The sequence below is a fragment of the Sorangium sp. So ce321 genome (genome assembly GCF_051530195.1).
Taxonomy (GTDB): domain Bacteria; phylum Myxococcota_A; class Polyangia; order Polyangiales; family Polyangiaceae; genus Sorangium.
On the sequence record NZ_CP150329.1, the window covers coordinates 3,889,350 to 3,903,982 of the forward strand.

Consider the following 14,633-nt stretch of genomic DNA (forward strand, 5'->3'; position numbering starts at 1 on the left):
ATCTGGGCCCGTCTCCTGTGCGGGTGAGCCCCGCTCGGCAACGCCTTGGCCGGGACCAGGAGAGAGGGCGGGACTGCGCGCCGAAAACGCTGATCTGGGCCCGTCTCCTGTGCGGGTGAGCCCCGCTCGGCAACGCCTTGGCCGGGACCAGGAGAAAGGGCGGGATTCTGGCGGATGGACGGTCGACCAGGGGATCACTAGAGGGGCGGAGAGGGCGGACTCGCGAACGCTCTGGAACGGAGCGCGCGCAGCGCAGCGTTTCGCTCGGCCGTGAGGCGGCCCGCGGGGAACCGCCTGCGGTGCTCGATGAGGAGATCGCTCGCCTCCGCACGACGGCCGCTCGATAACGCCGTGATCGCGCCGTCGATGAGCGCGCGCTCCGCGGCGATCTCCTGATCCCGCGACGCGACAGCGCGCGCTGCAGGGACGGGCCGGGCCGCGGCCGGACGATGCACAGGGCGCCCAGGGAGCGCCGCACCCGGCGCGATCCCGACATCGGCGCTCGCGGCGCCAACATCCCGCGGGACGGCCGCCGCGGTAGCCGCGCTCGGCGGCGGCGCTGCGCCCGTGGACAGCGGCGGCGCGGGGGACTCCGGCGGGGGCGCCGTGGGCTGCCGCGGGGGCTCGACGGCGGCCAGGGCGAGCAGGGGCGCGGCGCGCTGTCCTGCAGGGGGCCGGGGCAAGACGGCGGCCAGCGCGCCCAGCGCGATCGCGAAGGCCACCGCGGCGCCCGCGAGCGGGACGGCCACGACCGCGGCGGCATGAAGCGCGCCGGCGACGCCGGCCCTCGAGGTCGCGCCGCCCGTCGAGGTGAGCCGCCGCCGCGACAGGACGCCGCGCGTGCCGCGGTAGAGCCGCGCGAGCAGCGTACGCCCGAGCTCGCGATCCGCGCGCGCCTCCTCGACCAGCGCGCCGGCACCGAACGGGATCAGCGCGAGCCCGCGGCCGCGCTGCCGCGCCTGCCACCGCCGCATCGCCGCCTCGATGTCGACCCAGGCGAGCCGGTGCCGGCTCCACGCGGTGCTCAGGGGGATCGAGAGCTGCTCGGCGATCTCGGCCATGTCGATCTCCTCGATCTCATGGGCGATGAACACGCAGCGGCGCTCCATCGGCATCTCCTCGAGCAGCTTGTCGAGCACGCTGCGCCGATCCATCGCGATGGCGCGCTGCTCCGAGTCGGGGGTGCCGTCGGGCAGCGCCGCGAGATCGTCGAGCGGCCGGAGGCGCTCGCGCCGGCGGTGGGCCCGCCGGAAGTGATTCGACGCCTGGTGCGTGGCGATGCCCATGAGCCACGAGCGCACGCTGCCCCGGCTCGGATCGAACCGCGGCAGCGCGCGGTAGGCGCCGGCGAGCACCTCCTGGGCGACATCCTCGATGTCCTGCGCGCGGACCCCGAGGCGGGCGAGGTAGCGGGCGATGAACGAGAAATGCTCGTCGGTGATGGCCGCCATGAAGGCATGGGAAGGTTCCACGGACGTGCTTTTGCGTGAAGGTGACCCCATCTCTTTCCCCCCCTCGAGCGCGGCGGCGTCGCCGCCGCGAAGCTGGTCAATGCGGCGCCCCGGTGCCCCGCGCGAGCGCGGCGCGCGGCGCCGGCGCCTCGCGCCGGCCCGCGAGGCGGAAGTCCACCCGGAGGCCGACGAGCCCGCCGACGGAGGGCGGAACCCAGAGCACGGCCTCCGGGGTCTCGATACGGAGCTCCGAGAGGCGGAGCACGATATCCCCGTAGACCTGGACGGCGATCCGGTCGGAGAAGGGCATCTCGATGCCAGCGCGAGGCCCCGTGGCGAGCCAGAACGACGACGTATCGATGAGCTCGACACCGGCGCTGGAGGTCGTCGCGACCCCGAGCGAGACGAATGCGCAGGCGAAGAGACGGCGAACCTGCGAGCACGGAACCGCGTTCGCCGCCGCGATCCACGTCGAGACGGACTGCCTGTCGACGCTCATCACGGCGGGCCACTGGACGTGGCCCTCGAGGCCGATCGAGAAGGAAGGATAGCGAAGCGCGACGTGGAGCGCCGTGCCAGGGGTCGTGTCCTGCAGAACACCGAACACCGCGGCCGCTGCGACCCCGAGCCTGAGCTCGGGCCCCGCCGGGCGCACCGGCGCCGCGGCCGCAGGCTCGAGGGGAGGCTCGGGCTCGGGTGTCCACGCGGCGACCGGGGCGGGCTCGGGTTGCACACGGAGGCTCGGATCGAGGGCGACGCGGAGCGAGAGCGCCATGTTCATGACGAGCTCCCGGCAATCGTCGTTGTAGGCGACCAGGTGCCGCGACCAGGTGACCGCGCCCTCGGCGTCGTGGAGCTCCATGGTGGCGTGCATCTCCCTGCCCGGCCCGCGGAACACGAGGGCGCTGACCTGCAGGTCCGCCGCGGGATCCACCGGGTCGTAGCCGAGCTGTCTGGCCATCTCCTCGCGCAGGAGCGCCCCGCCGGGGCAGCGCTCGGCCCCTGGCGCGCGCCGGTACTCGAGCTGCACCGCGGCCCGTTGCGGCGCCGCGCCGACGCGCGAGGGCAAGAGCAGCGCCGCGGCCGCCGCGACGAGGCACGCCGGCGCCCTGCCCCTCGGCCGCTCCGGCGTCGCCGCGCCGGCTCCGGTGTTCCTTGCTGACGTTGCTGACATGGTGCTCACCGGGGCGTCATGACCCGCTCGTTCAGGTCAGGTAGTGGAGAAAGACTCGGCCGCGCCCCCTCCGAGGAGCGGCCAGGGGGCCTCCGTCAAAAGGCGTCCACGGGGAGCACGAGCCCCACGCCGACCGCCACGGAGAGCGGCGGGACCTGCCATATCTCCCGGTCGTTCACCCAGATGGACGGGCGGCTATGGTTCGTGTGCAGCTCGGCGAACCCGCGCAGCGACAGGCGCTCGGAGAAGGGCCAGTCCCCGGCCGCCCGGATGCCCACCGAGCTGACCCAGGGCTTGCGCGCGTGGATGCTGACCTCGGGCTCGCTCGTGATCCGCAGCTCGCCGGCGTCGAAGACGGCGCACAGCGACAGGGCCCCGCGATGACCGCAGACGCCGAGCGCGGGCATCGCGAGGCTCGCATGGACCAGGACGCCGTCGGCGAAGGTGTCCGCCAGGGAGGTGAACATGCGCGCCTCGACGGCGAGCGACAGGCTCTGCCAGCGGAACGTCGTGGCGAAGGCGGCCCCTCCGGCGAGCGCGGGGAGGAGCCCCACCGCGAGCAGCGGGGACACGGAGATCTCGCCGCGCACCATGTCGTGTTCCTCCTGCGTCTCCGGTCGCGCTTCCTGCGTCTCCGGTCGCGCTTCCTGCGGCTTCCATTGCGATTCAGACCCAGGCGTATCCGCGTGCGCCGGGACCGTTGCCACGGTGACAACGAGCATGGCGGCGCAGCCGGCGCGTAGCATCGGCGTCCCGGCTAGGGCGGGATCTCTGCCGCATCGAGCGGAGTGAACGCCTCGACCCGAAGCACCCCGCTGCCTCCCCTCCAGCCGGTATACCGCATCATATGGCCCCCCCTCGTCAACACCGCTGGCGCCCGTTGGACACTGCACCTCCGCCGCGCGGCGGAGATGGGCTCGGCGTCATCGCCCCCACGTCGTGATCCTGTAGATACTGACTTTGGAGCGCACGTAAAGCCTTTTGTGCGCTAGGCCGAGCGCAGAAGGGACGCATTGTATTTGGCTCTGATAATTTCTCTCCAGTGAGAGATTTTTGTCGTTCGAGCGCTCCCTGCGTCGAGGACCTTTCCCCCGCCGCGCTGGTCTGGTCACGCCTGACGTGGTTCAGGGAGCCCCGCATGTGGCGCATCCGGACCGCGCTGCGGCCCTCAGTAGCTGTTCCTGCCCGGACGTGTCTGACAGCAGAAGGTGCTGGGCCCGGTGAGGACGATCTCTCCTTTCAGCTCCCCGCCGCTCGGCTCGCAGCTACCGGGCTCGTTGACGTCCCAGATCGCCTTCATGCTCTTGGGCTGGAGTCCGGATGTCGGGGCGATGCAGCCCCGGTCTTTGCTGGACACGCCGGCGGTGAGCAGATCGCTGCATGCCCCGTCTCGATAGGAGAGGAGCATCAGAGAGCACTCGCTCCCTGTGGGGGGGCCGCACTCGCACGGCGTGCAGCGGCGCTCGTCCCGCCTGCCGTCGTAGAGCACGACCTGCTCCGGGTAGTCCTGCGGGCACGTCACCTCGCCCTCGCCGACGTGCATGATGCACTGGGAGAAGTCCCGCATTTGCTCGGCGGGCACGCACGTCTTCGACGGAGAGGCACAGGCCTTCTCCCGGGCCACGCCAGCGCACGCCTTCCCGGAGCGGTACCACCGCGAGAAGAGGAGGATGCGCGGCACGGGGTCGAGCTCGATCATGGGCTCGCAGGGCGTCACCGTGGGTGAGCCGAGCAGCAGCGACTTGCGATCGCTCACCAGGGCCTGGTTGGCCGGCACGCAGGCGCCGTTCAGGATGTCCTGGGCGTCGAGCGGCACGGGCATCGATCCACCGCACCTCATCGAGGTGGCGGCCCTGAGCTCGTCAGGTAACGCACACGCTGGCTCGCCGCACAGGCATCGGTTGCACACGACGGGATCGTCGGGGGTCTCGTACCCCGTGTACACCGTGGTGGGGGCGCTCTCAGGGCACTGGGGCTCATCCACCGTCCTGCCGACCCAGAGCAGGGCAGGGCCGTCGAAGCCCTCCGGCGTCGGATTGACACACTGCCCGGGGCACGTGCCGCACCGAGCGATACACGCGTCGGGGTCGAGCTCTGTGCTGCACTGTTCCGCGCACGTCGCGTAAACCACGGTGCTGGTCAGATCGCAACCTTCGATGTACGCGGCGAACAGCAGCGCAAGCGCGAGGCAAATCCTCTTCATGAGACCTCCTTTGGGGCAGAGCTCACGGTCCTCGACTTACTACAGATCCAGGCGTTCAAGGCGAAATCGCGCCGCAAAACCGCAGGAATGACGCCGTCTGGCGCATTACGGTTCGAGCTGGCGGATTCTAAGAGAACGCGAGGCGCGCCGGCTTTTTCATCGCGGCGCGGGCGTGGGCGCAGTTGTTCATTTACTGAAATGGAAACTCGCTGCGTCCAGTATGCCTTCTGTGACGGGACGCGCCCGAGCGCAACTGCGCGTCACCGCTTCGGTCGCCGTCGGGGCGCGGGCCGGTCCGGCCTGCCGTTCCTGTGGCCGCGCCGCGCCGCGGAGCCGCGCGCAGCGGCGCGGCGTGCAGGCGAGCCGCGCGCAGCGGCGCGGCGTGCAGGCGAGCGGCGCGCAGGCGAGCCGCGCAACTCCCACCTCCGTGCGCGCGAGCGCCGCTGGATCACCGCGGAAAGCGCTCGCGATGCGCGCGCTCGCTGCGTTACGCTCGGCCTCTCGATGAGTGGAGATCCATCCGTCTCCGAGCGCGCGCTGCCGCAGCCGGCGTCCGGTCCTGAGGAAGCCATCGACGCGCGGGGGGCGGCGGGCGACGCGCTCGTCCCGTCCGCGGCCGTCTCGCTCTCGTCCGGGCGTCGCTACATGATCGAGGCGACCCCGTCGGGCGATCGGCTCGTCGTCCGCGGGAGGGACGGCGAGCTCGTCCTGCAGATGGAGATCACCGACGCCGGTCCGGTGCTGTCGTTCTCGGCGCCGAACGGCGAGCGCGCCGGCTCGCGGTGGGGCGCCTGGGGGGCCGAGTCCTCGGTGCCCCCGCGGCGCGCGACCTGCGCGCCGCAGTCCGGGATACTCCCGCTGGCGATCGCCAAGGGTCACCCGTCGGAGGGCGACACCGACGAGACGATCCAGGTGCCGCGGGCCATGCCGCTGCCCACGATCAAGCTGCCGCCCGACGCCGAGCTGCTGGAGCTCGACGGCGGCAGCGCGCGGTCGGGGGTCACCCTCCGGCGGCCGCGCGGCGAGCTCGGCGAGGGCGGCGCCGCTCCGGCCGCGCTGGCGCGGTCGGGCTCCACGGCCCCCGAGCCGGCGTCGCAGCGCGACGCTTCCGGCGAGCGGCGCGAGCGGCGCGCGCTGCCCTCGCTCACCCTGCAGCAGTACGCGGCCCTCTGCGCCGAGTCGTCGGTCGGGGCGGCCTCGTCGTTCGACCAGGCGCTCCTGCGCCACGGCATCGCGGACCGGGACCTGTGGAAGGCGGTCGACACAAGCTGGCAGGACCGGCTCGAGCGCGAGCCGATCCTCACCCTGCGCTGGATGGAGCTCACCGCCCGCTACCGGGAGCACCTCGCGCGCAGGTAGTAGGCAGGTAGCCAGGCAGGCAGGCAGGTAGCGCGCGCGTCGCCAGCGCGCGGCGCGCGGATTCCTGCTAGAGCAGCGCCCCGCGCTCGCCGGGCGAGCTCCGGGGCTCTGGAACACGAGGCGGTGGAACAGGACGCCTGATAGTCTTCGCGTTCTCTCCACCTTCCTGTGAACATGGTCAAGGATGGCGCCGGTCCCCGGGGGAGCGCGCGAGCGCGCCGAAGGGGGTCGGCGTCGGTGTCTGGAGTCGCTGTGCAGGGTCTTCTCGAAGCCATCAGAAAAGCCTGTCTCCCGGGCCTCTGGTCCCAGGGCGTGAAGCTCGCCCGCGAGGGCGCCGCCTTCGGCCGGGAGGATCGCGGCGAAGCCGTCGTGATCCGCGTCAAGGCGGCGGGCCAGCCCGTCGCGCCGACCGTGACGCTCTACCCCGCGGACGCCGAGTGGACGTGCGACTGCGGCGGCAAGGTCGACCCGTGCGCCCACGCCGTCGCCGCGGCCATCTCGCTCTCGCAGCCGGCCGCGCCGGCCCAGCCGCCCGCGTCGGGCCAGCCGCCCGCGTCGGGCCAGCCGCCCGCGTCGGGCCAGCCGCCCGCGTCGGGCCAGCTGCCCGCGTCGGGCCAGCTGCCCGCGTCGGGCCCGCCAGCCGCCGGGCAGCCCGCTGCGTCGGTCCAGCCAGCCCGGCTGCGGTACCGGCTCCGGCGCAAGGGCCTCGTGCTCTCGCTCGAGCGGATGATCGTGCACCCGAGCGGCGCGGAGGAGCCGCTCCGGATCTCGCTCGCCAGCCTTACTGGCCGCCCCGCGCGGGGCCCGGCGGGCGCCGAGCGGCCCGGGCCGAAGCCGCCCGAGCTCTACCCGACGCACGAGGACCTCGCGGTCGACCGGCTCGTGGGCACCAAGCAGCACGGCTATTTCCCCTCGGATCGTCAGCCCGAGCTGTTCGCCGCGCTGGCCGGCGTCGCCGACGTGGAGCTCGACGGCGCGCCCGTCCGCGTCTCCAGCGAGGCGATCGGCCCCCGCGCGACGGTGCGCGATCAAGACGACGGCGTGGCGCTCGTCGTGGAGCGGGACCCGCGCATCGACGAGGTCATCGCGTCGGGCGTCGTCCGGTGCGGCGGCACGCTGCACCTGCTCCGCGAGACGGACCTCACGGGTCCGAAGCTCGAGCGCCTGCCGCTCCGGCGGGTGTTCCCGCGGGGGGATCTCGGCAAGCTCGTGACCCAGGTCCTGCCGGAGCTGAAGAAGCGCGTCCCGGTCACGGTCCAGAGCCACCGCCTGCCCCGCGCGGGCGGCGCGTCCCGGCCGCGGATCCTCCTCGAGCTCAGCCAGAAGGACCACACGCTCTCGGTCGTGCCCACCCTCGTTTACGGCGACCCGCCCGAGGCGCGCATCGAGAACGGCCGGCTCGTGCACCTGTCGGGCCCCGTGCCCGTCCGCGACGAGGCCGCCGAGCGCGTGCTGCTCGTCCGTCTGCGCGACGAGCTGCACCTCATCCCCGGTCGCCGGGTCGACTTCGACGGCGCCGAGGCGATCCGCTTCGCCTCGCGCCTCGAGGCGTGGGACACCCGCGCCTTCTCCGACGCGCGGGGCGAGATCTTCGGCCGGGCCGAGCTCTCGCCGCGCTTCGTCATCAACGACCGCACCTTCGACGTCGAGTTCGAGCTCTCGACCGGGCAGGAGGAGGGCGACGGCGCGCCGCCGAAGCGCGCGGACGCCGCGGCCGTGATCCGGGCGTGGCAGGACGGCCTGCCGCTCGTGCCGCTGCTCGGCGGCGGGTGGGCGCCGCTGCCCGCGGCGTGGCTCGAGAAGTACGGCGCGCGCGTCGCCGACCTGCTCGCGGCGCGGCGCGACGACAAGGAGGTGCCGCCGGCGGCGCTCCCGGCGCTGGCCGCGCTGTGCGACGAGATCGAGCACCCGCGCCCGTCCGGCTTCGACAAGCTGATGCCGCTGCTCGACGGCTTCGCGTCGCTCCCCGAGGCGCCGCTGCCGGCCGACCTCACCGCGACGCTGCGCCCGTACCAGCGCCGCGGCGTCGACTGGCTGTCGTTCTTGCGCGACGCCGGCCTCGGGGCGGTGCTCGCCGACGACATGGGGCTCGGCAAGACGCTGCAGACGCTCTGCGCGGTGCGCGGGCGGACGCTCGTCGTGTGCCCGCGCAGCGTCGTCCACAACTGGGCCGACGAGATCCGGCGGTTCCGCCCCGGCCTCCGGTTCGCCATCTATCACGGCGCGCGGCGCGCGCTCGACCCCGCGGCCGACATCACGCTGACGACCTACGCCGTGCTCCGCAACGACGTCGAGCTGCTCGCGACGCAGGCGTGGGACGTGGTGGTGCTGGACGAGGCGCAGGCGATCAAGAACCCCGACAGCCAGGCGGCGCGGGCCGCGTTCGCGCTCCGCGCCGAGCTGCGGGTGGCGCTGAGCGGCACGCCGGTCGAGAACCGCCTCGACGAGCTCTGGAGCCTGCTCCACTTCACGAACCGCGGCCTGCTCGGCGGGCGCAGCGCCTTTCAGGACCGCTACGGCCGGCCGATCGCCGACGGCGTGAAGGGCGCGGCGGCCGAGCTGCGGCAGAAGATCCGCCCCTTCGTGCTGCGGCGCATGAAGCGCGAGGTGGCGCCCGAGCTGCCGCCGCGCTCGGAGATGGTGCTCTACTGCGAGCTCGAGGAGGCCGAGCGCGACCTCTACGAGGCGGTGCGCGCGGCCACGCGCAAGGACGTCGTGGCGAAGCTCGCGGAGGGGGCGAGCGTCATGGCGGCGCTGGAGGCGCTGCTCCGCCTGCGCCAGGCGGCGTGCCACCCGGCGCTGATCCCCGGATCGAGCCCGGGCGCCGCGGACGTGCCGCCGGCGTCGCGGAACACGCCGTCTTCCAAGGTGATGCGGCTGCTCGAGGCGCTGGAGGAGTGCGTGGCCGATGGCCACAAGGCGCTCGTCTTCTCGCAGTGGACCTCGCTGCTCGACCTCGTCGAGCCGCACCTCACCGAGGCGGGCATCCCGTTCAACCGCCTGGACGGCGGGACGCGCGATCGCGGCGGCGTGGTGGCGGCGTTCCAGTCGGCGGGCGGCCCGCCGGTGATGCTCATCTCGCTCAAGGCGGGCGGCACCGGCCTCAACCTGACCGCGGCGGATCACGTCTTCCTGCTCGACCCCTGGTGGAACCCCGCGGTCGAGGATCAGGCGGCCGATCGCGCCCATCGCATCGGGCAGCACCGCCCGGTGATGGTCCACCGGCTGGTCGCGAAGGACACGGTGGAGGAGGGGATCCTCGCGCTGCAGGAGCGGAAGCGCGCGATCGCGGGCGCCGCGCTGGGCGAGGCGGACAGGGCGGTGTCGCTGACGCGGGAGGACCTGCTCGCGCTGCTGCAGTAGCGCGGGCAGGCCTCGTCGGGGAGCGCCGTCCGGGCCCTCGCCCGATGGAGCGATCCGGGCCTCGCGGCGTCGGCGGAGCGGCCGTGGGCGCCGAGCGCTCCCATCCCCGCCGCGCCCGTCACCGCCGCCGCTCGCGGTTGCGGGCGTTGAGCCGACATGGGATGAGCGCGCGTGATGCGAACCTCCACGCTCCCCCTCGTCGCGCTGCTCACGTGGCTCGCTGCATGCACCGGAAACGGGCCGCGGGAGCCAGCGCCCGAGCCGAGCCCGCCGGCCTCGACCGTGGAGCCCTCCGTGCCGCCTGCAACGCAGGCGCCGACCGCCTCTGCGCCGACGCAGGCGCCGACCGCCTCTGCGCCGACGCAGGCGCCGACCGCCTCTGCGCCGACGCAGGCGCCGACGACGACCCCGGGGCCCGGCGAGGACGCGCTGCTCGGCACCTGGAGATCCGCCGCGTGCGCCCCGCGCAAATACGAGCGCGTGCTCTCCTTCGCGAAGGGCGGCAGCTTCGCCGCGGAAGATCGCGTCTCTCCCTGTCCGCCGCGGGTGGCGTGCATCTGGTCGGGCATCATCCACCGCAAGGGGGCGTTCAAGCGCTCCGGCGACGCCCTCTCGCTGTCGGTGGCCGAGGCGTCGCAAGGGCCGGGCGGCCAGCCGTTCCCGACCACGCTGACCATCGATGCCTCGGGCGCGCCCGCCGAGACGGGCGCGGACGGCAAGCCCTGCTCGTACCAGCGCTGATCCTCCGCGCCTCGCCCTTTCACGGACTTGCGTGCCCTTCGCTCCTTCGCGGGGGCCGCCGCGGCCCCCCGGTTCGCTCCTGCGCGCCTGCGTGCTATGCACCGCCGCTTCGATGAGCTCCGAGAGCGAAGCTGCCGGCGCAGGCCGACCGTTCACCCCCGCCGAGCTCGACACCTGCCTGAGGGTGCTCGAGTCCCTGGTCGACGACCGCGCGCAGCTCGCCTCGATCAGCGCCGAGGACCGCCGCCGGCTCCTCCTCGCCGCCGGCCGCGTCTCGCGCCCCGAGCGCGCCGAGCAGCGGGAGCTCGCCAGGGCGTTCCGCAAGAGCGACCGGCGCGCGCAGAGGTCCGCTGACACCGCGCTCCTCGACGCGGTCGGCATCCGCGTCGCCCGCCGTGAGCCCGTGTTCCGGACGCCGGACGCCCTCTCGCTGGCTCCCCCGCGCGCGCTGGGCTCGCCCCCCGCCCTGGGCTCCCCCTCCGCGCCCGCTGCCACCGAGCCCGCCGTCACCGAGCCTGCCGTCACCGAGCTCGCCGTCACCGAGCCCGCCGTCACCGAGCCCGCCGCCCCCGCGCTGGGCTCCCCCTCTGAGCCCGCCGCCGGCGGGCCCGTGCCGCCGAGCGAGCGCGGCGCGCCGGAGCTCGCCAAGCCGCGCAAGTGCTATGTCTGCAAGGCCGAGTTCCGCAAGGTGCACTTCTTCTATGATGCGATGTGCGGCCCCTGCGGCGACTTCAACTTCGCGAAGCGCAGCCAGACGGCGCCGCTCGGCGGCCGCGTCGCGCTGGTCACCGGCGCCCGCGTCAAGATCGGCTATCAGGCCGCGATCTTGCTGCTCCGCGCCGGCGCGCGGGTGATCGTCACGACCCGCTTTCCGCACGACGCCTCCCTCCGCTTCTCGGCCGAGCGCGACTTCGGCGTCTGGGGCTCGCGCCTGTCCATCTATGGCCTCGACCTCCGCCACACGCCGAGCGTCGAGCGCTTCACGCGCCACCTCCTCCGCACGCTCGATCGGCTCGACTTCATCATCAACAACGCCTGCCAGACCGTGCGGCGCCCGCCCGGCTTCTACGCTCACCTGATCGAGGGCGAGACAGCGCCCGTCCACGCCCTCCCGGAGGCCGCGCGGCCGCTGCTGCGGGAGTACGACGCGCTCCGCGAGCGCGGCGCGCTCCCCCTCGTCGCTGGCGGCGACCCCTCCGCCGGCCTCCGCGAGCCCGCGCTGCTCTCCCAGATCCCTGGCCCCGGGGACGAGCCCCTCGACGACGTGCTCTTCCCCAAGGGCCGTTACGACCCCGACCTCCAGCAGGTCGATCTCCGGGCGATCAACAGCTGGCGATTGACCCTCACCGAGGTCCCGACCGCCGAGATGCTCGAGGTGCAGCTCGTCAACGCGGTCGCCCCCTTCGTGCTCAATTCCCGGCTGAAGCCGCTCATGCTGCGACAGCCCACCTTTGACAGGCACATCGTCAACGTGTCGGCGATGGAGGGGCAGTTCTACCGCCGGTACAAGACGGACAGGCACCCTCACACCAACATGGCAAAGGCCGCGCTCAACATGATGACGCGCACCTCCGCGCCCGACTACGCGAAGGACGGCATCTTCATGAACAGCGTCGACACCGGGTGGGTCACGGACGAGGACCCCGCGGCGCTCGCCGCCCGCAAGCTCGAGGAGCACGGCTTCCACCCGCCGCTCGACATCGTCGACGGCGCCGCCCGCATCTGCGATCCGATCTTCTCCGGGCTGCTGAGCGGCCAGCACGTGCACGGCCAGTTCCTCAAAGACTACATGCCGACCGACTGGTAAGCGCCGCCGCCGCCCGCGCCAGGGCGCCGCGCCGCCTCGGGACGCTCGCGCCTCAGGGACGCTCGCGCGTCAGCTCCAGAGCAGAGTCCGTCCGGTCGTGACTCGATGCCGCGATCGGACGCCCGCACGCGTCCGCGGCAGGCGCGCCTTCACCACGCCTTCACCACAGCCCGCGTGCTTCCGCGCGGACGCTCCTCCACCCCACCAGCTCGCGCGTTCCCGCCGGCCTCGTCCGCTGGTGCGCCCGCTCGCATTGACGCCGCGCGTCCTTTCTTGACAGCCGAGACGGGCCGCTGATAAGCGATAACTTAACACTTACCAGGAGGGAGCGCGCTCCATGGAGATGCTGATCCACAACTCATTGACCCGCTTCCTCATTCAGGCGTTCCTGATCATCGCCTGCGCGCGGCTCGTGGGCCTGCTCGCCCGCAAGCTGGAGCAGCCGATGGTCATCGCCGAGGTGACGGCGGGCATCCTGCTCGGGCCATCGCTGTTCGGCTGGCTCTTTCCCGACACGTCGGCGGTCCTGTTCGCGAAGGAGTCGCTGCCGCTCCTGAAGCTGGTGAGCGAGGTCGGGCTCATCGTCTTCATGTTCCTCATCGGGCTGGAGCTCGACCCGAAGCTGCTGCGCGGGCGAGGCCACGCCTCGGTCCTCATCAGCCACACGAGCATCGTCCTGCCGTTCGCGATGGGCGGCCTCCTCGCGCTCTACCTGTACCCGCGGCTCTCCGAGAGCTCCGTGCCGTTCGCGTCGTTCACGCTCTTCATGGGCGTGGCCATGAGCATCACGGCCTTCCCGGTGCTCGCGCGCATCCTCACCGACAAGCGCCTGCTGGGCACGAAGGTCGGCGCCCTCACGATCACGTGCGCCGCCGTCGACGACGTGACCGCCTGGTGCGTCCTCGCCTTCGTCGTCTCGATCGCGCGCTCCACCGGGCTCGTGGGCGCCGTCTGGACCACCTTCTTCGCCCTCGCCTACATCGCCGGCATGATGTTCTTGGTCCGGCCGTTCCTGGCCCGCCTCGGCGAGCGCGGCGCCAGCAAGGAAGGGCTCTCGCAGGACCTCGTCGCCATCACGCTGCTCCTGCTCCTCGTGTCGAGCTGGACGACCGAGATGATCGGCATCCACCCGCTGTTCGGGGCCTTCATGCTGGGCGCGATCATGCCGAAGGGCACCGGCTTCGCGAAGAGCCTGGCCGAGAAGCTCGAGGACTTCGCCGTTGTCTTCCTGCTCCCGCTGTTCTTCGCCTTCAGCGGCCTGCGCACCCACATCGGGCTGCTCAACTCGGCCGATGGCTGGGTGATGTGCGGCCTCATCATCGTGGTCGCCTGCGCGGGCAAGTTCGGCGGCAGCGCCGTGGCCGCCCGCATCACGGGCCTCAACTGGCGCGAGGCCAGCGCGATCGGCATCCTCATGAACACCCGCGGGCTGATGGAGCTCATCGTCCTCAACCTCGGGCTCGATCTGGGCATCATCTCGCCCAAGCTGTTCACGATGATGGTGCTCATGGCGCTGGTCACCACCTTCATGACCTCGCCGCTCCTGCGCTGGATCTACCCGCCGGAGGAGCTGGCCAAGGAGCTCGCCGACGCGCCGGGGCGCACGCCCCTCCCCGCCACGGCGGAGGTGTTCACCGTGCTCATGTGCGTCTCCTACGACCGCTCCGGCCCCGGCATGGTGACGCTCGCGAGCGCGCTCGCCGGCCGCGGCCCCGAGGCGAGGCGCCTCTACGCGCTGCGCCTCATCCCGCCCACCGACCGCGGCTCGTTCCACATGGACCAGGGGCCCGAGCGGCAGGGGGCCGCCGCGCTCTCGCCGCTCCTGTCGCGGGCCAAGGAGCTCGACATCGAGGTCCGCACGCTGTCCTTCGTCTCGCCCAAGCCGAGCCACGACATCTGCAACGTCGCGGACGTCAAGCAGGCCGACCTCGTGCTGGTCGGCTGGCACAAGCCGCTGCTCAGCCAGACAGTGCTCGGCGGCACGGTCTACGAGGTCATGCGCTCCGCCCGCACCGACGTCGGCGTGCTCATCGATCGCGGGCTCACCGCGGTCCGCAAGCTGCTCGTGCCGTTCCACGGCACGGCGCACGACAGGGCGGCGCTCGCGCTGGCGCGCCGGCTGGCGCAGCAGGTCGGCGCCGACGTCACCATCCTCCACGTGGTCAACCCGAAGCGTCGGACCGACGACGCGCTCGGCGCGCAGGAGATGGTCGACCAGGTGTTCGAGGGCGAGGAGGGCGGCGCGCTGCGCAAGTCCAAGGTGACGCTCAAGGTGGTCGAGCACGACTCGCCCGCCGACGCGGCGCTGGAGGAGTCGGGGCGCGGCTACGATCTCGTCCTCGTCGGCGTCGGGTCCGAGTGGGGCCTCGCGCAGCGCCGGTTCGGCATCCGCGCCGAGCACATCATCCAGGGGTGCCCGACCTCGCTGCTCGTCGTGCGCTGCTACGAGCTCGCGGCGGTGCCCGCCCAGGCGGCAGCGCCTTCCCAGCCGATGCTCTCGACCGCGCTCACGGCCGGGCCCGATCGCTCCTGACC

The 14,633-nt window shown here is 72.9% G+C and carries 9 protein-coding genes; 5 read left to right on the forward strand and 4 right to left on the reverse strand.

Features of this window, described 5'->3' with window-relative positions; genetic code table 11:
* Positions 1-197: 197 nt before the first annotated feature.
* The 4 genes from WME89_RS15030 to WME89_RS15045 form a co-directional block, all read right to left on the reverse strand.
* A complete protein-coding gene (locus WME89_RS15030; RefSeq protein ID WP_438009846.1) occupies positions 198-1,472 on the reverse strand; it encodes an RNA polymerase sigma factor in 1,275 nt (424 codons plus the stop codon).
* A gap of 76 nt (positions 1,473-1,548) precedes the next feature.
* The gene (locus WME89_RS15035; protein ID WP_438009847.1) at positions 1,549-2,625 is read right to left on the reverse strand and encodes a hypothetical protein; all 1,077 of its coding nucleotides are present in this window, start codon (positions 2,623-2,625) and stop codon (positions 1,549-1,551) included.
* A 95-nt stretch (positions 2,626-2,720) separates the two neighbouring features.
* Complete coding sequence (locus WME89_RS15040) at positions 2,721-3,218, reverse strand: hypothetical protein (protein WP_438009848.1); 498 nt, start codon at positions 3,216-3,218, stop codon at positions 2,721-2,723.
* 575 nt (positions 3,219-3,793) lie between these two features.
* Positions 3,794-4,828, reverse strand: coding sequence for a hypothetical protein (locus tag WME89_RS15045; RefSeq protein WP_438009849.1), 1,035 nt, complete (start codon positions 4,826-4,828; stop codon positions 3,794-3,796).
* A 504-nt stretch (positions 4,829-5,332) separates the two neighbouring features.
* Here WME89_RS15045 and WME89_RS15050 point away from each other — a divergent pair.
* The 5 genes from WME89_RS15050 (at position 5,333) to WME89_RS15070 (ending at position 14,631) form a co-directional block, all read left to right on the forward strand.
* Positions 5,333-6,187: a hypothetical protein gene (locus tag WME89_RS15050; RefSeq protein ID WP_438009850.1), complete on the forward strand. Its 855-nt coding sequence runs from the start codon at positions 5,333-5,335 to the stop codon at positions 6,185-6,187.
* A gap of 312 nt (positions 6,188-6,499) precedes the next feature.
* Positions 6,500-9,550 (forward strand): SNF2-related protein, encoded by a 3,051-nt coding sequence (locus WME89_RS15055; protein ID WP_438009851.1) that lies wholly within the window; start codon positions 6,500-6,502, stop codon positions 9,548-9,550.
* A gap of 174 nt (positions 9,551-9,724) precedes the next feature.
* A complete protein-coding gene (locus tag WME89_RS15060) occupies positions 9,725-10,291 on the forward strand; it encodes a hypothetical protein (protein ID WP_438009852.1) in 567 nt (188 codons plus the stop codon).
* A 112-nt stretch (positions 10,292-10,403) separates the two neighbouring features.
* Positions 10,404-12,098, forward strand: coding sequence for an SDR family NAD(P)-dependent oxidoreductase (locus WME89_RS15065; RefSeq protein WP_438009853.1), 1,695 nt, complete (start codon positions 10,404-10,406; stop codon positions 12,096-12,098).
* Positions 12,099-12,435: 337 nt separating this feature from the next.
* Positions 12,436-14,631: a cation:proton antiporter domain-containing protein gene (locus WME89_RS15070; protein WP_438009854.1), complete on the forward strand. Its 2,196-nt coding sequence runs from the start codon at positions 12,436-12,438 to the stop codon at positions 14,629-14,631.
* Positions 14,632-14,633: the final 2 nt, after the last annotated feature.

Excerpts from the sequence above, each read along its gene's own strand:
- WME89_RS15050 (WP_438009850.1), top strand. The coding sequence starts at position 5,333 with ATGAGTGGAGATCCATCCGTCTCCGAGCGCGCGCTGCCGCAGCCGGCG.
- WME89_RS15070 (WP_438009854.1), top strand. The coding sequence starts at position 12,436 with ATGGAGATGCTGATCCACAACTCATTGACCCGCTTCCTCATTCAGGCG.
- WME89_RS15040 (WP_438009848.1), bottom strand. The coding sequence starts at position 3,218 with ATGGTGCGCGGCGAGATCTCCGTGTCCCCGCTGCTCGCGGTGGGGCTC.
- WME89_RS15065 (WP_438009853.1), top strand. The coding sequence starts at position 10,404 with ATGAGCTCCGAGAGCGAAGCTGCCGGCGCAGGCCGACCGTTCACCCCC.
- WME89_RS15060 (WP_438009852.1), top strand. The coding sequence starts at position 9,725 with ATGCGAACCTCCACGCTCCCCCTCGTCGCGCTGCTCACGTGGCTCGCT.
- WME89_RS15045 (WP_438009849.1), bottom strand. The coding sequence starts at position 4,828 with ATGAAGAGGATTTGCCTCGCGCTTGCGCTGCTGTTCGCCGCGTACATC.
- WME89_RS15035 (WP_438009847.1), bottom strand. The coding sequence starts at position 2,625 with ATGTCAGCAACGTCAGCAAGGAACACCGGAGCCGGCGCGGCGACGCCG.